Origin of the sequence: Acinetobacter sp. YH12120 (assembly GCF_013418795.1) — a bacterium.
Lineage (GTDB): Bacteria > Pseudomonadota > Gammaproteobacteria > Pseudomonadales > Moraxellaceae > Acinetobacter > Acinetobacter towneri.
The window spans coordinates 1-19,261 of record NZ_VPBI01000022.1; the positions used below are offsets into that span (position 1 = coordinate 1).

Genomic DNA, 19,261 nt, shown 5'->3' on the forward strand with positions numbered 1-19,261 from the left:
TCAGCTTGCTTCAAGATACTCATGATCAAGCTGTCTGAATACTTAGATGTTTTCATAGAAAATCTCCTTAAATCAAGGTTATTCGATTTTCTACTTTTAAACTCAATTATTTTTAGGGGGGATTACCCTAAAAACAGATTATAGATATTCTGTTTCCTTAATTTACAATACCTTTCCATTCCCTTCTATTGATAATACTAAAAAAGAATTATTAACACTGTCAGCTATTAAAATTATTGAAATTAGAGAAAAATTTCATAATTTAACTATCTCAGACTTATATGATCCAAATAGAATGCCAACTGAATTAAAATGTGCGCATGATGAAAACGATAAATTAGTAGATAGTTGCTATCGAAAACAACCATTTCAAACAGATGAAGAACGTTTAGATTATCTTTTTTTATGTTATGAAGAAATGATAGAGAGGGAAAGAAATAATGATTAATATAGTAGAAGTTAATTATCAAACAACTGGGGAAAGTACCTCTATTAATAATATGGGAATGCGAGCCATGCAAGCTCGTGCTTATGCAGCTCGTAATTCTCAATACCTTTTGTTGAAAGCCCCTCCAGCTTCAGGTAAATCTCGTGCTTTAATGTTTTTGGGATTGGATAAGCTACACAACCAAGGGTTAAGCAAAGTTATTGTAGCCGTACCTGAACGCTCTATTGGTGGTTCATTTTCCAGTACGAAGCTGAGCGAAAGTGGCTTTTTTGCAGATTGGGACATCAAACCTGAAAATAATTTATGTACTGCTGGTGGCGATAAAAGCAAAGTAAAAGCCTTTAAACGTTTTATGGAAGGTACAGACCAAATTTTAGTATGTACTCATGCCACACTAAGATTTGCCTTTGAAGAGCTTGAAGATCATGTATTTGATAATACATTAGTGGCAATTGATGAATTCCATCATGTTTCAGCTGATGCTGACAATATTCTAGGTACTGTTCTTAAATCTTTAATGGACAATACCTCGGCTCATATTGTAGCGATGACAGGTTCATACTTCCGTGGCGATAGCGTTCCTGTACTTACGCCTGAAGATGAAGCGAAGTTTGATAAAGTTTCTTTTAACTATTACGAACAACTCAATGGCTATAGCTATTTAAAGTCATTAGGCATTGGTTATCACTTCTATAAAGGACGTTACTTTGCAAAAGATGATGAAGGCGTTATTGCAATTGCAGAAGTACTAGATACCGATAAAAAAACCATCATTCATATTCCAAACGTAAACTCAGGTGAATCAACCAAAGATAAATATGATGAGGTGGATGCGATCCTCGAAATCATTGGTGAATTTGTCGCTAAAGATCCTGATACTGGAATTATCACCGTCAAACGTGCAGATGGTAAGATTTTAAAAGTAGCGGACCTCGTTGAAGAAGATGGTCGTGATAAAGTTGTTGAATATCTACGTAACATTAAAACCGTAGATGATCTTGATCTCATCATCGCCCTAGGCATGGCGAAGGAAGGCTTTGACTGGCAATTCTGTGAACATGCTTTAACGATTGGTTATCGTGGCTCTTTAACTGAAATTGTGCAGATTGTGGGACGTTGTACACGAGATAGCTCGAACAAATCACATGCGCAATTTACCAATCTTATTGCTCAACCTGATGCACAAGACACTGAGGTAAAATTTGCAGTAAATAACATGCTGAAAGCCATCACTGCATCTTTATTAATGGAACAAATACTTGCACCAAACTTCAAGTTTAAAACTAAACGTGATGATGAAGATATTGTTCCACCAGGTACGCTCACGATCAAAGGTTTTAAAGAACCAAGTACAGCAAAAACAAAGGCGATTATTGAAAATGATCTTGTGGACCTAAAAGCAGCGATTCTTCAAGATGCTAAGGTGATTGCAGGTTCAGCAGGTAAGGTTGAGCCTGAAGTGGTGAATAAAGTCCTTATCCCTAAGATCATCCAAACCAAATACCCTGACTTAACGAAAGCTGAACTTGAAGAAGTGAGTCAATATTTAGTCGTTGACTCAGTGATTAGCACAGCAGAAGTCAAAGAAGTTGGTGATAAAAAATTTATTCGTATGGCGGATAAATTTATCAATATCGAAGACCTGAATATTGATTTAATTCAATCTGTGAATCCATTCCAAAAAGCTTTTGAAATCCTATCAAAAGAAGTCACCGTCAATGTACTAAAATTGATTAAGGAGGCAATCGAAGCAACTAAAATTACCATGACTCAAGAAGAAGCCATTGAGCTATGGCCTAAGTTAAAAGCCTTCAAAGTTCAGTTTGGTCGTGAGCCTAGTCTAGAATCAAACAACTTAATTGAAAAACGATTAGCTGAATGCCTAATTTATATTCGTGAGCAACGTAGACGAGCTGGAGTGTAATACGTGGAAGATTTTAGCTGGCTTCAAGATATGATTGCTGATGATGACTTAGGTCTTTTAAACGTAAAGAAAAAGACGTCTGGTCTAACGGCTGATGAACAATTGGTCTCAAAATTTAATGAAATTAATAATTTTGTGACACAGCATGGGCGTGTACCTGCTAAGGATATGAAAAACATTTCTGAGTTTATGCTTGCGAGCCGTTTAGAAGCAATTCAAACCAATCCAGAGCAGTACATGGCTTTAGCAGATTATGATGAGCATAATTTGCTGCCACAACATCAGGATTAAAGATATGTCAGATATTAAATCACTTGAAGATATTTTTAACGATGATGATCTAGGTTTGCTTGATGATGGTAAAGATGGTGACATCTTTAAAATTAAGCATGTGCCTGTCCAACGTGCAGCAGCAGATGAAGTTGCTAAACGTAAACGTTGTAAGGACTTTGATCAGTTTGAGCATTTATTTAAAAATGTTCACAGAGAGCTTCGAGAAGGGAAACGTAAGCTCTTACCCTTTAATGATAAGGGTTATCAACTGGTTGAAGGTAATTACTATGTTTTAAACGGCTTATTAGCTTATTTAGCAGATATTAATTTTACTTCCGAAGCGAAAACAGTTGACGGTAAACGTTTTCGTAAAGATGGTCGAACACGTACTATCTTTGAGAATGGAACTGAATCAACCATGCTGTACCGTTCATTAGCTAAAGCATTATATAAAGATGGACGCATTGTTTCAGAGACCAACGAACAAGAAAACTCTAACTTTTATACTAATTTTGGCGGTATCACTGAAGATGATACATCGACAGGTTATATTTATATTCTGAAATCTAAAAGTACAGATCCACGTATCCAATCATACGATCATCTTTACAAAATTGGTTTCGCCACGACAACTGTTGATAAACGTATTGCGAATGCAAAAAAAGAGCCTACTTATTTGATGGCTGATGTTGAAGTCATTGCTGAATATCAAGCTTTCAATATTAATCCTCAAAAATTTGAATATTACCTACATGCCTTTTTTGGTGAATCTTGCCTTGATCTTTTAGTGGCAGATAAAGATGGTAAAAATCATCAACCGAAAGAGTGGTTTATTGCACCTTTAGAAGTCATTCAGCAAGCCGTTGAGTTATTAGTAAATGGGCAGATCATGAGTTATCAATACAATAAGTTTAAGAAAGAGATTGAGTTGAGATAGTGGTATTCTCAAAAGATTTTGATAAAACTATGTATTGATTTTAATGATTTTTTTGTGTAAATTTACTATGCCTTTGGAGTGGATTATCCAGCTCGCAGAGGGATGCAGTTTGAACTGTCCAGCAGTTTATTGAGAAATATTGTAATAAAGAACTGAACCATCAAGGTTGTTAGTTGTTCCAATAGTATCATTACACAGTTGTTCATCATACTAGCTCCAATAGTATAGCATATTAAGTTAATGCGTTATCCGAAGATGTTTTTCGGTAAAATTAGTGCTGGATTTGAAGAAGTAAGAACATTTTCAGATCAAAGTTTAAAGACTCCGTAAGGGCGTAACGTGGGACGCGACACAAGCCCTTACGGATCTGCTAAATAGGGATTAGCATTGAATTTTGAAAAATATAAAAATGAAATCTATGATAAAAAACATATTCTAAGAGTTCAGAATAAAAAAATCCCTAAATCAAGAATTCATTTTGATACACCACTTGATGCTCAAGACGCTTATTCTCTTGTTTCTCAGCCAGATAATGTAGTTAAACATTGGTTTTTACCTTTTATTGGATTTGAACAACGTACACGAAAAATTAAAAGTCATAATGGTTTAAGTCGTAGAGCTGCTAAAAAACGACCTTTAAGATATGCAGCTAACCAAGACGGTTATATTTATGCCTATTATTCACATCTTCTCACTGAAAAATATGAAAATTTCATAAAAGATACTCCTCTACAAAACTCGGTATTAGCCTATCGCCCATTGGGTAAGTCAAACATTGAATTCGCTAAAGAGATTTTTGATTGGATTAGTCAAATCAAAGAATGTAATGTACTCACAATTGATCTATCAAGCTTTTTTGATACTTTAGATCATGCAATACTGAAAGAACAATGGCAGCGTGTTAATGGCGTATCTTGCTTATCCAAAGATCATTATATTGTTTTTAAATCATTAACTAATTACTCATTTTTAGATATAGAAGAAGCTCTGGCGGCTTTAGGATGGCCCGATAAGTCAAAAAGAAAAGAGAAAGATGAAAGAATCCCAAATCCTTTGAGAAAAAAAACTAGCAAGCCCTACCAAGCCCTAGGTGATTTTCGAAGCATTCGAAAAAAACAAGTTACTGATGCTGATGGTGTTGTTAGACACCTAATCCAGAAGCCCAATAAAATCGATGGAAAAAGATATGGAATTCCTCAAGGTTCTCCTATGTCTGCAATACTTTCAAATATTTATATGTTGGACTTTGACAAATATTGTTGTGAATTAGCGAATAATATGGATGGAATATATAGACGCTATTGCGATGATATTATTCTAATTTTCCCCCAGAACATTCAAATGAGCGATGTTTATAAAACTCTTGAAGATTTATTGCTTAATCATGGAGGAAAGGAGTTAAAGATAAATCCAAGTAAGGTTGAAAAAATAAAATTTACTTGTATGTCAGGTAAGCTGAAAGCCGTTGACATAGATACCAAAGTGGACAAGCCTCTACAATATCTTGGCTTTATATATAATGGTCAAGAAATTTTGATCAGGTCATCTAGCCTATCAAATTATTATCGACGTTTAATTTCCAAAATTAGAGCATCGAAAAATAAAGCTGGAAGAAATAACTCAAAAACTTATCGTAGAAAAATCTATCGAATGTATAGCCATTTAGCTCGTAAACAACGTAATTTCATAACTTATACATATAGAGCATCAGAAGTGATGAATGATCTATCAGTTAAGAAACAGCTATCCAATCATTGGAAGCGCATTCATGAAGAACTTAAAAAGTAAATGAGTCATAATTAAATTCTGAGTAATCAGTTTTAAAGATGTCCAAGTAAAATAAGAACTATTGTCCAAGTTGCTATGCCAATGAGTGATCAATTAAATAAGAATATGCAGCTGAATTCCCCCCATGACTGTTAAACAATGATTTGGAATAAATTGCGGTCCTCTCCCAATCCGATCAATTTGATATGATCCTGTACCATTCCACCCTTCAAGAAAGAACGTTCTACCTAATCCACCATCTTTTTCAAGAAAAGCAAATAATCCAACCAATTCATCACGGAATACTAAAATTCCATTTGGATTATTTACTTCCAAGTCTGATAAAGCTTCTATCGTTGTATCATCAGTTTTATACCGCTTTTCTGGTATATCCTCTTTATTAGCTACTTCATTTTTTTTGTTGGCTTCAATTCTAAGCTCTTGCTTAGCAATTTTTAAAAATAACTCTTCACGCTCAATTTCATCTTTTATTTTAGTAAGTTCTTTTTTTAGTTCTTTGAGCTCCTGCTCCGCAGATAATTTTTCAGCTCGCATCTTAATAACTAACTCGTCATTTGAGCAATTAAAATTATGATTTATTTCAATTTTATCTATTTCCATATCAAAATCTTTAGACTTACTTGTTTCTTTTTCTTTATCTATTAGTTGTGAAATTGGACGAAGCCCTGCTTCATAGGCTGGTGATTTCTTCATACTAGGTGTTCCAACTATTGCACTCCATAGATTTGACATCACTCTCCAATCCCCTAAAGGTTTAGGTTTAATCGTCACTTTTGTACCTAGGACCGAACCTAGTGATGATAATAGTGTGACTGCAACAAAATCTACTGGCATTTTATCTGCACGTTCAGCCTCATCAAACACATAATCAGCAAGATCCATTGGTAACATACTTTTGGTAATTTTTTTTACAGGCAACAATTCAGCTCTAATTGGTTGTGGCTCTTTCCAATCAATTAGTTGAGTGCTAGCGATAAGATTATTTATCTCATTCTCTAATTCTTTGGTACATGTAAAAGAATCTACAGGTAGAGATAAACCAATAATTTTAATATTTAAACTAAAAAGACGCCTTTTTAGATCGCTCACATGATCACAAGTAGTAACAATACAAACCTCATTAAATTTTTCTTTAATCTGCTGAGCTTTATTTTGACTTAAATTATTTACTAATAATATTTTATATTTTGAGTCTGATAGTTTATAAGCAGTTTGACTATCTTCCGTTACTAAAAGCACTGACTTACTTTTTTCATTAAAAATGATATTACCATTCCCAATATTTATTTCATTACCTTTAATTAAATTTATGAATCGTAATCCAATAATTTCACCATTTAAATTTCTCAACGGTATAACTGGCATGTCCTCTAGATTCGGATAGTTCTCTAAATTTCTAGTAGCCCTTTTGAATTCTTTAGGCAGTAGGCCATAAATCCTATTCATAGCATTTGCTGTTTCAGTCCCCTCCTGAATTACCATTGAATCATATTCAAAGTAATCAGCAGCATTTGTGCTTTCTGCTTCTTCAACAGCTATGCTCGTATTGTTTGAATATTTTGAATTCATTTTCCAGCCTCCAGCTCAGAATCCGAAGCATCTAAACTCAAAACCCAATTTTTTATTTCATTTTCACGATAAAAAATTCTAGCTTGTTTTTTATCTCCAAATTTTATTGGTTTCGGAAATGAAGGATCTTTTTGTTGCAAGTTATATAGCGTATTTCTACTAACTTTTAGAATACGGCAAACATCTTTAATCTTCAAAAGCATTTGTGAGCTCCAATAACAATGCTAGAGCCATCATGGTTTTTTTGAATTTATAAGCCCTTATGTTTTTTTAATATTTTTCCAAAAAAAACCTAAACAATTGAAATAAATTATTTTATTTTTAATATTTCTTTAACTTTAGCCTTTGCGGCATCATCACTTAGTACATCTAAGTCGGTGTAAAAAATTTGAATTAATTTAGAAATTATATTTATATTGTATGGTCTCTTATCTGGGGAAATCTCTGCCTTTCCATCAATATCCCACATGCTTTTAATAAAGAATGTTCTATGCGATGTATTATCAACTCGTGGAGATTTCATATTTAATATTTCTGTTTCTATTTTCTTGTAAAAAAAATCAAGCAGATCACTATCCACAAATTCAATATAATCAATTAATTTATTATATATTTTTTCACTTAGTAAAATATCATTATATTTTCTTAAAAACTTATATTCTGGTATTTTTATATCATCTTCCATACCACTTAAAGGAGAAATATAATTATTATTTTTCATATACTCCAAAAAATCTTCAATATCTTTATTATCATATTTTTTTGCATATTCTTTTAGTTCATGAAATCTTACATCTATCATTTCCATATCTATAACAGCAATTATTTTTTCTTCTCTCAAATAATTCAAAATCTTATTAACATAGCTTGAACTTAAATAAAAAACTGTTGTCTTAGTTTTCGATAGAGGCGATGCATTTAATAAATTTGTCATTTTATTTTTTGCTGACTCAAGTTTATTGAGCCAATTTTTCAATTCAGTGCCACTATATACCAAACCACTATCTAGTTTTTCCTTATATTTTATTGAGAAATAATATTTTTTAGAAAAAAGAATTAAATCACTTAGCTTTAACTCACACTCCAATATTTTTTTAAAAGACTTATCCTCCAACAATAAATAAATTTTCTCAACATGGAAATCCTTTTCCTCATTACTAAGGTAAGTTTTAAATTTTATATTATTACTTATAAATTTAATTTTAATAAATTTATTATTAATTTTGCTATATTCTTTTAGAAATATAGCTACTTCCTCTTTGTCTTCTTGTGTAACTCTTTCCATTTAATTATCTCAAATTGAAATTCTGCGTTACTGATTTATAAACCAGTATAAAACTTCTCAATCAACTGGCGTGTCTTGACCATCAAGTGAGTGAACACATTATCCCGCTCAAACAGCTTAACCTTATAGTTTGGTAAGTCCTTCAACTCTTCTTTACGTGGTAGGCGTTTGGTGAACTCATAATGCTCCAGAACCTGCTTCATGGCTTCTGGTTTCAGGTTTTCTTCTTTACAAAGATGCTGATAGGCCTGTTCTTTTTCAGCATCCCAGAATTCAGAAAAAGCTGTTTGGACGCTTTGGCCGTTGATCATCTTCGGCATGTTTTCTTCAATGAATTTTTGAATGAGGTCTTGCTTATCGTGCAAGCTGATATCGCTACTGATTAAATCGTAAATTTGCGCTTGGTACTTCTTACGCTTGTCCTCTGAGTCTGTATCGATTACGAGCTGTAGTAGATTGATAATATAGCCAACATTGATACGGTCACTGTGCAGTAAATCCAGTTGAAAATCGACATCATCCAATACCGATACTTTTTCTTTCTTGGTGGTCTTTCTAACGGCACGGCATAGGTCAGCATACTTAGAGGCGAAGTTTGCAAAGTGCTGCTTATCAAGTTGTGTTTGGTCTTGATCGTACTCAATAAAAGTTTGTAATTGCGCGTTATAGCGCATCACTTCACGGAAAGCTTTAATAAATTCCAGTTGCTGTTCTTCAGTAACAAGATCATCGACTGATTGGTAATTGGGCGTTAAGGCAAACAGTTTGCTCACCGCTGCTTGGTAATCCTGTTCGATTTCCGCATAGCTTGGAACAAGGACGATCTTAGTTGTTTCTTTATTGGAAAATAGTGCCAGCGCTTCATCCGTTGCACGTTTTAGGTTGCGGAAACAGATGATATTGCCAAATGGTTTTTTATCGTTGTAGACACGGTTGGTACGTGAGAATGCTTGAATCAAGCCATGATATTTTAGGTTTTTATCGACATACAAGGTATTTAGCGGCTTAGAGTCAAAGCCCGTGAGGAACATATTGACCACAATTAGAATATCAATCTGTCTGTTTTTTACGCGCTGTGCAATGTCGCGGTAGTACGCATAAAATTGATCACCAGAATTGTAGTTGGTTTTAAACTGTCGATTGTAATTCGCTATGTAGCGATCTAGCTTATCCCGACTGGATGAATTGACCTGGCTTGGAATATCTGCGGCTTCTTCATGAATCAAGCCATTTAAGTCATCAGTCGGTACAGCCTCATTTGCCGCATAGGAAAAAATGGTTGCAATAGTCAACGGTTTAAATATCCGACCTTGTGCTTCATCTTCAATTTGCTTTTCAGCCTGCACTTTTTCAAAAAGGTCGTAATATTGGGTCAGTGTTTCGACCGAACTGACACAGAACATTGCCGTGAATTCACGATTACGGGTTTTGGTATCGTGAATATTGACAATGTAGCGGGCAATCATTTCTAGGCGTTGCGGATTGTCATACAGTTCTTTGGTATCGATGCCTTCTACATCTTCCTCATAACTTTCATTCGTCGCCATGCCTTTGGCGGTGTATTTGCCACGATAATCAATCTGGAACTGCAAGACGTTACGATCACGGATGGCATCGACAATCACGTATTTATGCAAACACTCATTAAACAGGTAGTCTGTGGTGAGTTTTAAACCTGCTTTGGATTGACTATTTTCCTCAAAGATCGGTGTTCCCGTGAATCCAAACATTTGTGCATTGCTGAAGAATTTTTTGATGTTCTGATGAGTCTCACCAAATTGACTGCGATGACATTCATCAAAAATAAAGACTACTTTTTTATTTTTAAGATAATCAATCGATTCTAAATAACGGTCTGTGCTAATCGCACGATTTAACTTTTGAATAGTGGTGACGATCAGCTTGTCGTGGCGTTGATCCAGCTGTTTCACCAAGGTCGATGTGTTATCGGTGCTGTCCACACTCTCAGCTTTAAAAGCATTAAACTCACGTGAGGTTTGTGTGTCGAGATCGTTACGATCCACCACAAACAAGACCTTTTCTACATCGGGCATTTGCATGATGATCTGACTGGCTTTAAATGAAGTCAAGGTTTTGCCTGAACCTGTAGTATGCCAGATATAGCCGTTCTGATTGGAGTTTTGCACATGCTCCACAATTTTCTGTACTGCATAAATCTGATAGGGACGCAGCACCATCAGGCTTTTGGTGGTTTCTAGCAGCACCATGTACTGGGTCAGCATTTGGGTTAGATGCTGCTGATTTAAAAATGCCTCGGCAAAGTCGACAATTTCATTGATGTGCTTGTTATGGACATCCGCCCAGGGAAAGGCAAACTCGATGCCTGTGGTGCCGTTGGAGTAATAACGGGTATTGGCACCATTACTAATGACAAACAGCTGGATAAAGCCAAATAATCCTTGCCCTGCCCAATAGGCTTCACGAATATAGCGTTGCGTTTGATTAAAGGCTTCGGCGATTTCCATGCCGCGTTTTTTCAGCTCGATCTGTACCAAAGGCAAACCATTGACCAGTAAGGTCACATCAAAACGGCTGGTTCTGCCATTATAGTCGCGGTGATCTATCGTAATCTGATTGGTGACTTGATAAATATTCTTGCTAGGATCATCAGACAGGAAAAAAAGGTGTTTACTGGTACCATCATCAAATTTGACTGGGAACAGATCACGCAGATTCTTGGCGCGCTCAAACACGGTGCCCGTGTTTAAAAAACTAATGACCTGCTTCCATTCCGTTTCTGACAGGGGCGCTAGTCCATTGGCACGTTCAATCTGGGTTTTCAGGTTAGACAGTAGTTGGCTTTCGTCCTTGAGCGTCACTGAGGCATAACCTAATTGTTGCAGTTGGCCGATCAGTTCATTTTCAAGTTGATATTCGCTTTGTACTGTCATTTCCTTCCCCTCTAAAATCTTAAATTATTCACTTCAATGTTTGTTTAATTAAACTCAAGATATATTCTAAATTTTCTGTATCTGAGACGATCACCTCACAATCACCATTTCCCCAATGTCCAATATTGGTCACATCTTTCGCGAGCTGTTTCGGGTCATCCAGTTGATTAAAAGGCATATTCAGCCATATACGAATTTGCTTTGTCCCAATACTCATATAGACATAGTTACGCTTACCCTTACGGAAGGCTATGTACATTTTCTTGGGATGAACCTCTAAATCGGTAGTTAAGCCCAGAATTGAGTCCCTGAATTGCTCATATAGCTCTTTGATGTCATCGGACTTATCCGCCAAGTGATAGGCTTCATCATATTGCTGGATTTCTTTAGCAATTTTTTGAATATCTTCAGAGTCAACCTTTTGCACTTGCTTAATTGAAGGGGCTGATTTGGCTTTCTGCAATGGATTGACTGAAACAATTCCACCTTGATAGCGTTTGATTTCCCACAGCTCAATGCCCAAATCTTTAAAATTAGTAGACTGCTTTTGAAAGTCGGTAAAGCTCGGTGAAACAAAGATGATTCGACTTTGTGACCAGTCGACATCCTGACGTTTAAGCTGTTTACTCTGGTTCTCGTTGTACTCAACGATGAAATCTGCCTTGTAGTCGAGCATCAGATTCAGATAAGAAACGCCTTGGTCAATCACGCTATAATTGCGTTCACGCTTGTATTCGATAATTACAAACGCCTGACTTTCGGGATCGAAAGCCAGTGTATCTATACGATTATTCTTGATCGTGAACTCGGACTTGATGAATTCCAGACCTGTAAAACTGTAAAGATTGCTTTCAAACAGGCTTTGAATTTCTCTTTCCAAACGAAAAGGATCTTCGGTGAGTTCTAGTAATGTCTGTGCTTGGGTTTGATAAAGTTGCATTCAGTTCCCCCTACACAAACATCTGCTGCAACAAGCCTTTTTTCCACTGCTTGGCCTGTTCAATTTGCTGTGCCACCACTTCAATTTTTTGGTCAATGGCAGATAAGAAATTGGCGATTTTGGTTTGTTCTTCTAGGCAAGGGATTGTTAAAACCAGCTCTGATAATTTAGAGAAATACATATAGGTTCTTGAACCGCCTTGTTTTTGCATGATTGCAAAATTCTTAAATTCTTGTCCTTCATTTAAAATAGTCTGCAAAAAATATTTATTTAAATGCTCGTCTTTTACTGTAAACACAGGATAAAGAGTACTCACAATACCTTTAGGACAAATTGTATTAATATTGAATTTGAATACTAAATCATCTGACATGTGTCGATAAGTAAAATAATCATATGGAACAACGTTATATCCTGTAGTGTCTGCACTTGCTACATCTTGCCCCGCAAAATAATCCTTTTGAAAGTAAATACCGTGTCTAGATGAAGTAAGCACTGGATATTGATTATTAAATTCTGTTTTTTCGTCATGCTTAATTAGCAAGCTTCCAAGCTTCACTTTTTCCCACGCCCCAAACTCACTCCCATCATCAGCTTTAAAGCGAATCTGCTGACTAAACAGCTTTTGCATCATGCCTTGTTTATATTGGCTCAGCAGCTCATGTTTTTGCGTGAGTTGGCTGATCTTTTCATCCACGTTCGATAGAAAAGAGGCGATTTTGGTTTGTTCTTTTTTCTCAGGTAAATAAAATTTGTATTTTTTTAAATTATTACCATTTATTGAGTTTATTGTGGCTCCTAAATCTGCATATATATATTCATAATATCTTTTAGTTTGAAGTAATTGGTAAACGAACTCACCTAAACCACTTCTAAAAACGGTCATAAATGCTCCATGCGTGGCACTGCATGGTAAATCTTTAATTAATGCATTCTTCCCAATAAGACTTTTTGAGCCATTTCTTACACAAATTAAAATATCATTTTTTTGTGTCAATTTTTCTTGATCAACATTTAAATCAACAAAGACATTATCTTCAAAAGCTAATTCACCATTTTGAACATTAGAGGACCTTAAAACCAATAGTCCTTTCTCTACTATATTCTCTGGTGCATAAGTCAACCCATTAATAAAATAACCAAGTGTCCCTAATTCAAAATTATTCCACTCCCCATCAAACTCTTTAAACCGTAACTGAGGCGCAGCCATTACTTCACCTCCGCAAACGGTGAATCAATCCCTAACTCTTTACAGAACCCTGCAATCACAACATCGGTCTTTTGACTCTCCACTTCTAAGGCTTGAAGCTGTTTTGCAATCGCATCTAAATCAATCTCGGCTTCCGCTTCAAAAGTATCCACATAACGTGGAATATTCAGGTTGTAATCGTTATCTTTGACTTCTTGCAAGGTCGCGACATGCGCATATTTTTCAATATTTTCACGCTGTTCAAATGCCGCAACAATCTTATCCAAATGCTCAGGCAATAACTTGTTTTGATTCTTCTGCTTTTCAAACTCGTTGCTGGCATCAATAAACAAAATATTGCCGCTATGCTCACGGTTTTTCTTCAACACCAAAATACAGGTCGGAATTGAAGTGCCATAGAAAATATTGGCTGGTAAACCAATAATGGCATCCACCACGTTCATCTGCTCAATCAAATACTGACGAATCACGCCCTCACTTGAACCACGGAACAATACGCCATGCGGTAACACCACCGCCATGGTGCCATTGTCATCCAGTTGATACAGCATGTGCTGTACAAAAGCCATATCGGCTTTAGAACTTGGCGCCAGTTTGCCATACGCGGCAAAGCGTTCATCTTGTAAAAATAACGGATCGGCAGACCATTTTGCAGAAAATGGCGGATTGGCCACCACCGCATCAAACTTTTTATCTAAATGCTGCGGACGGGTTAAAGTATTTTCCTGCTTGATGTCGAACTTGGCAAAATGCACGTCATGCAGAATCATGTTCATACGTGCCAAGTTGTAGGTGGTACGGTTCATTTCCTGACCGTAAATCATATCGACATCTTTCACTTCACGTTTTACCCGAAGCAATAATGAACCTGAACCACAAGTCGGGTCATAGACTGAACGTAAACGCTCTTTGCCTTGGGTGACAATCTTCGCTAGTAAAGTCGATACCGTTTGAGGGGTATAGAATTCCCCCGCTTTTTTGCCCGCGCCTGAGGCAAACTCACCAATCAGGTATTCGTAAGCATCCCCCAGTACATCGGCTTCGGTATTGGAAATATCAAAATCAATATCATCTAAATGACTCAGGACTTTCGCCACCAGTGCATTACGGTCGCTGGCATTATTGCCGAGCTTGGTGGAGTTCAGATCCAGATCTTCAAACAGGTTGGCAAAGTCATCGGCAGAGTCGGTGCCTAAAGTACTTTGTTCAATTGATTTTAAGGTCGCAGTTAAATCATCCAAAATGAATTCGCCCTGACGACCACGCTCGGCTAAGGTATGGAATAGCTGTTTTGGGGTGAGCGCATAACCGACTTCGGCAATGGCATTCTTTTTAATTTCTTCGATGTACGGCACATGCTCAGCATTATTTTCATCTAATTCTAAAAAGCTGACCTCCTCACCATCGAGCAATTCATTGGCAAAGTTCACCGATTTTTCTGATAAATATTTAAAGAAAATAAAACCCAGAATGTAATCACGGAATTCATCGGCGCCCATGGTGCCGCGCAAAGTATTGGCAATATTCCAAAGTTGTTTTTGTAATTGTTGCAGTTGTACTTGGGTCATTGTTATGCATGTCCGATGAAATGAATAAAACATGACTAGTTTACCGAAAATTAAAGTTTTTTCAGCAAAATTGGATATAGAAAGACAAAATTTGTCGCACTAAATGCATATCAATAATATTGATATATAAGGTTTTATTTGGGTTTTAAAATGATCAATGGACTTATATGTCGTATCTTAAATTAAGCCATATATCATATTTACTAATATTTAAAACTTAAATTATAAGCAAAATAAATAACAAGACAGTTTGTTAAAGTTGGTTATATTCAACATCAATATACGCATTGATTAATGTCCAATCTTCAGTTTTTGAAATTTCACGTGGAAGCTCTGCTTCAAAGGATTCATAAAAATATCTACGCATACAATACTCAGTATAAGAATCCGCATAGGTTTCATAACGCGCGATTATTGTTAAGTCCATCACAGGCATTTGTGCTTGATCCCATCGTTGTCTTTTCCGACTGAAAAAGAATAGTTTCCCGAAGGTATATAAACGTCCCGCCTGTTGTCGATTACCTCTGAATACAGCATAAATTTTAAAATAATTCTGCCATGCAAGAAGATCATTGAGCGCTTTGGTCTGATCTTTCTGTGAAATCACTCGATTGAGAATTTGGGTTAATTCTTTTTTTTGTTTCTCTACTTCAGTTTTCTTAAATCGCCACGTCCATGAGAAATTCTTATTACTTTTACGGTAAAACTTAGTTTGATGTTCAGCATACTTTTTATGGCTTAACCGTACTAATTCAGCCTCATATTTTCCAAAATCCAAGCTTAAATAGGGTTTATTCAATATGAAATTAAATTGTTCATTGTCTTTATAGTAATGACGGATAAAAGTTAATTCTTGCCCGACTGTGATTTTGTCCCAGATGACAGGTTCAAGTTCAGCAATTTTATCTTTTGATGTATATGCTGAACCCGTTGTTGAAGTCACTTTGCCTATGGTTTCTTTGCTGTGACGATGGCTATTAGGGGTTTTGACCAACAAGACAAATAACCATGCATCTTTATAAAGAATGTCTTGAACTATGAGATCAGCGACAGGTAATCCTTGTTTTAGTCGATATGTTCTTTGCCGACTGGTTAAATTTAATGAATAGCGTTCAGTTAATTTATGAATAATCTTTTCAATATCAATTTTACCTAACTCAGTTTGTACTATAAATTTGCAATAAAAATATGATCCTCTTGTGACCTTATCTTGAATTTTTTGTGCGGTGTATTTTGTGTGGGGGCTGTAATCAATCATTTTATGTCATCCAACTATGCACTTTTGATGTCAATCAACAATCCACTTAAATCCAAATTTGTTCATTCATTTTTGAATTGTTCATCAACAATAATTTTCTCTACATTTCCCATTTTGCTGAGCGCGTCAGCAATCAGCATTGATCAAATTGCGCTAGCACTGTCACCTCACGTTGTAAGGTGACAATAAAGTAGTTCCTAGTGCGCATTACGAACCTTGATCAGCAAATCTTATACTTGTTTAAATAATATATCAATATTATTGATATATTAAATTGACTCTGATAATATGACTGCATATCAATCGAATTGTGGATTGACCATCCATTCCAACTTTCTTTTTTGAAGTTGTTTGAATGGCTGACCACCATTCAAAAACTTTGATACATATTGCCCTGAGTATAAGACTAACCATCTTAATACTGCCGATGTAGCGGACTGCTGGGGAAACCTCGCTCGGTACGTTGCAACGGGGGCTAGAGGATTGCAATATCCTTTTTCTATCCGTTCATTCACTTTTTAAGAGTTCCAAGCAAATAAAAAGTGGTTGGGCGACAAGGAAACGGGAGCCTATAAGCGATTTATCGTGAAATGGTCATTTGGTTAGTAATAGCCAAGTTAGGTGTGAAATTATGAAAATAGTGGAACATTGAAACCCTGTTCAAAGTGATACAGTCAGGAGCAGCATAGGATGTGCGATAGTCTCCGTTAATAGCTGAATGTGTATGCTTGATCGAACAAGTTTTTTTACTTGGAAAAGTATGCTCATTTCCAATCACGATGGCTGCTGAGAGTGCCGTAAGGTACTAGGGCTTTGAGGCTAACGCTGGAAAAGCTGGCACCATTTTGCGCAAGCTGAATGGGTCGCTGGATAGCTTAAACGTGTAACGGCATTAATCGATAGATGCTGATTGGAGTGTAAGAGTTTTACCCTTTACAAAGTTGTGTATACATCATATCCCGATATTTTTTAAGGAACTACGGTCGGGGGAAACAGGAAGCATGTATACAGGCGAGAGGATAAACGGTCTGCACATTAAGACACTTTGAAATAACTTGGGAAGCACTGAATAAAAAGGCTTAAATTGGTTAAAAGTCTGCTGTATTTTTTCAGTGTGGGAGCGATGGTGAGTAGCGCATATAAAACAATTAAACTTGAGGTACTTTAGTTCAAGATGAATTGTGGAAATTGTAATTCCCGACCTAAATAATATTTAATTATTAGTGATGTTTTAAACATTAGTAATTTTTAAAAACACTCTGTTTTTTAGGTCGGTTGGATAAAATGAGATAGCTAGCTTAAAGCGAATCCTAAAACATTTCGATTTTTTCAGTCGGGATGCTCATTGCGAAAACTTGAGTCGGCACATGCGTGAGCATGTTGGACAATATGTAGAAAAGAAAGGTTAATGGAACACTGGTCGTGTTTCTCAGTCGGGGATTGGTCTCCTTGACTAGGCCGAGATTGGTACAGTGTAAGTATTCTGAAGTTTGGTCACTGATGAAAATAAACTTATACGGGTTTGCCTGAAACTTAAATCAGGATAATGCTACACCAGCATGAAAAAATCGTGGCTTGTTCTTCCAGATTAGACAAGCATAAAACTATTGCCTAGCAGTAGAAATATGAAATGGAATATGGCCTAAGTCGGCATGAAAAAATTGAACCGCCAGTACAGGCGTAATCATCTGCTCAACAAAGAGCGTTAACAAATGCATTAGGCTCGATCCCTTAGGGACGAGCCTTGTCTTATTAAAAAATTATGCTACGGCTTTAATGTTATCAGTAACATTACTGAGATAGTCAGCCCACCATTGCATAATTTCAATTCGTTCTTCTAAATGTGTAGCTTTGTCATAAACAGCTTTTACACCCTGTTTTTTATGCGCTAAACAAGCTTCAATAACCTGTTCTTTATCACTGAATTGATTATTTAAGGCAGTACTTGCAATATGTCTAAATCCATGTGGACTTTGACGGCCTCGATAGCCTAGATTTTTCAAAGCATTATTTAAAGTTGCTTCACTCATTGGCTGTATAAGACTATCTCTGCTAGGAAATAAAAAATCCGATACTGTCCTAATTTCTTTTAATTTAAATAACAGTTCTATTGCCTGTTTTGGTAAAGGTACAACATGGGTAATACCACATTTCATTGTTTCGGCAGGCTTTATCCAGATTTTTTTCTCAAAGTCAAAATCTTGCCATTTTGCATAGCGCAATTCTTGTGGTCGAGGAAAAAGAATAACAAGTAACTCTAAAGCAATTGCTGTATGCGAATTTCTATAGCTTCGAATAGACTGCACCAACTCGGGCAGTTCCTGAAGACTGACATGCTTCATATTCCCTTTACTACCTTTATCAAGATACTTCAAAATTCCATCCAAAGGGTTCGACTCTATTTGTCCATGAAACTTTGCAAGATCATAGGCATTGCGACAATGTGAAACTAGTTTCTCTACACGATTGTAAATACTTTCACTTCTAAGCATATCCTGAAAAAATGTCAGCCATTGTTGAGGTGAAATTTTGGTGAAATCCAATTCACCAAAAACAGATAAGATACGTTTTTCAATTGATTGAGTTTCTTTCTTTATTGTTATTGCAGCCCAAGTTGTTTTCTTAGTATCAAGCCAGTCATACATCAAACTTTTTAAATTAAGTTGTTGTTCCTCAATCTTTTGCAATTCAATTTCTTTTTTTGTTAATACTTTTTCATTTTGCTGTAACTTAAGAAAAATAGTTGAAGCTTCAAGTTTAGCTGCTACAAGCGATAACTGCGGATAACTTCCAATACTGTGCCATTTCCACTTCCCCGCCTCATCCTTAAAGCGGACTTGCCAAGTTTTTTTCCCTTTTGGTGATACACGAAAATAAAGCCCAGCATCACATGAAATACGATATTCCTTATCCTCAGGTTCAAGATTAAGAAGATGGGTATCTTTGATTTGTTTGATGTTATCTAAAGCCGTTCTTTTCATAGCAGAATCTCTTGTATCCGAGTAATGCAGAAAGAGTATCGGATACAAGATTGGATACACAAGAGGGCCAAATAAAGCTGTGCATAACCAAACATAGTTGTGCAAAAAGCAGAAATAAAAAACCCATGAATCATTATAATTCATGGGTTTATATATTAAATCATTACA

Annotated in this window: 14 protein-coding genes; 5 read left to right on the forward strand and 9 right to left on the reverse strand. The window is 36.0% G+C overall.

The window, feature by feature from the left end:
- The first annotated feature begins 187 nt into the window (after nt 1-187).
- The 5 genes from FTU58_RS14175 (at nt 188) to drt2 (ending at nt 5,370) form a co-directional block, all read left to right on the forward strand.
- Nucleotides 188-448 carry a type IIL restriction-modification enzyme MmeI gene (locus FTU58_RS14175; protein WP_373886010.1) on the forward strand — a complete coding sequence of 87 codons (261 nt, stop codon included), beginning with the start codon at nt 188-190 and terminating at the stop codon, nt 446-448.
- The gene (locus tag FTU58_RS11810; RefSeq protein ID WP_180062469.1) at nt 441-2,372 is read left to right on the forward strand and encodes a DEAD/DEAH box helicase; all 1,932 of its coding nucleotides are present in this window, start codon (nt 441-443) and stop codon (nt 2,370-2,372) included. The genes FTU58_RS14175 and FTU58_RS11810 overlap by 8 nt, the downstream gene beginning before the upstream one ends.
- A gap of 3 nt (nt 2,373-2,375) precedes the next feature.
- Nucleotides 2,376-2,663, forward strand: a complete 288-nt coding sequence (locus tag FTU58_RS11815; RefSeq protein ID WP_020752787.1) for a hypothetical protein — start codon at nt 2,376-2,378, stop codon at nt 2,661-2,663.
- 4 nt (nt 2,664-2,667) lie between these two features.
- Nucleotides 2,668-3,582, forward strand: a complete 915-nt coding sequence (locus FTU58_RS11820; protein WP_180062470.1) for a GIY-YIG nuclease family protein — start codon at nt 2,668-2,670, stop codon at nt 3,580-3,582.
- Between the two features lie 387 nt (nt 3,583-3,969).
- The gene (gene drt2, locus FTU58_RS11825) at nt 3,970-5,370 is read left to right on the forward strand and encodes an antiviral reverse transcriptase Drt2 (RefSeq protein WP_180062471.1); all 1,401 of its coding nucleotides are present in this window, start codon (nt 3,970-3,972) and stop codon (nt 5,368-5,370) included.
- Nucleotides 5,371-5,463: 93 nt separating this feature from the next.
- Here the strand turns inward: drt2 and FTU58_RS11830 are convergent, their stop codons facing one another.
- The 9 genes from FTU58_RS11830 to FTU58_RS11870 all read right to left on the reverse strand — a co-directional run bounded on the left by FTU58_RS11830 (nt 5,464) and on the right by FTU58_RS11870 (nt 19,093).
- Nucleotides 5,464-6,939: a DUF3987 domain-containing protein gene (locus FTU58_RS11830; RefSeq protein WP_180062472.1), complete on the reverse strand. Its 1,476-nt coding sequence runs from the start codon at nt 6,937-6,939 to the stop codon at nt 5,464-5,466.
- Nucleotides 6,936-7,142 (reverse strand): AlpA family transcriptional regulator, encoded by a 207-nt coding sequence (locus tag FTU58_RS11835; RefSeq protein WP_127801930.1) that lies wholly within the window; start codon nt 7,140-7,142, stop codon nt 6,936-6,938. The genes FTU58_RS11830 and FTU58_RS11835 overlap by 4 nt, the downstream gene beginning before the upstream one ends.
- A gap of 107 nt (nt 7,143-7,249) precedes the next feature.
- Nucleotides 7,250-8,224 carry a hypothetical protein gene (locus FTU58_RS11840; RefSeq protein WP_127801931.1) on the reverse strand — a complete coding sequence of 325 codons (975 nt, stop codon included), beginning with the start codon at nt 8,222-8,224 and terminating at the stop codon, nt 7,250-7,252.
- Nucleotides 8,225-8,259: 35 nt separating this feature from the next.
- Entirely contained in the window at nt 8,260-11,136 is a 2,877-nt protein-coding gene (locus tag FTU58_RS11845; protein ID WP_180062473.1) for a type I restriction endonuclease subunit R, read from the reverse strand.
- Nucleotides 11,137-11,164: 28 nt separating this feature from the next.
- Entirely contained in the window at nt 11,165-12,076 is a 912-nt protein-coding gene (locus FTU58_RS11850) for a DUF5655 domain-containing protein (protein ID WP_001177806.1), read from the reverse strand.
- A 10-nt stretch (nt 12,077-12,086) separates the two neighbouring features.
- Complete coding sequence (locus tag FTU58_RS11855; protein ID WP_179989727.1) at nt 12,087-13,286, reverse strand: restriction endonuclease subunit S; 1,200 nt, start codon at nt 13,284-13,286, stop codon at nt 12,087-12,089.
- Nucleotides 13,286-14,854, reverse strand: coding sequence for a type I restriction-modification system subunit M (locus tag FTU58_RS11860; protein ID WP_179989729.1), 1,569 nt, complete (start codon nt 14,852-14,854; stop codon nt 13,286-13,288). Before FTU58_RS11860 ends, FTU58_RS11855 begins: the two co-directional genes overlap by 1 nt.
- Nucleotides 14,855-15,107: 253 nt before the next feature.
- Nucleotides 15,108-16,112: a hypothetical protein gene (locus tag FTU58_RS11865; RefSeq protein WP_179989731.1), complete on the reverse strand. Its 1,005-nt coding sequence runs from the start codon at nt 16,110-16,112 to the stop codon at nt 15,108-15,110.
- 1,760 nt (nt 16,113-17,872) lie between these two features.
- Nucleotides 17,873-19,093, reverse strand: a complete 1,221-nt coding sequence (locus FTU58_RS11870; RefSeq protein WP_179989733.1) for a tyrosine-type recombinase/integrase — start codon at nt 19,091-19,093, stop codon at nt 17,873-17,875.
- Nucleotides 19,094-19,261: the final 168 nt, after the last annotated feature.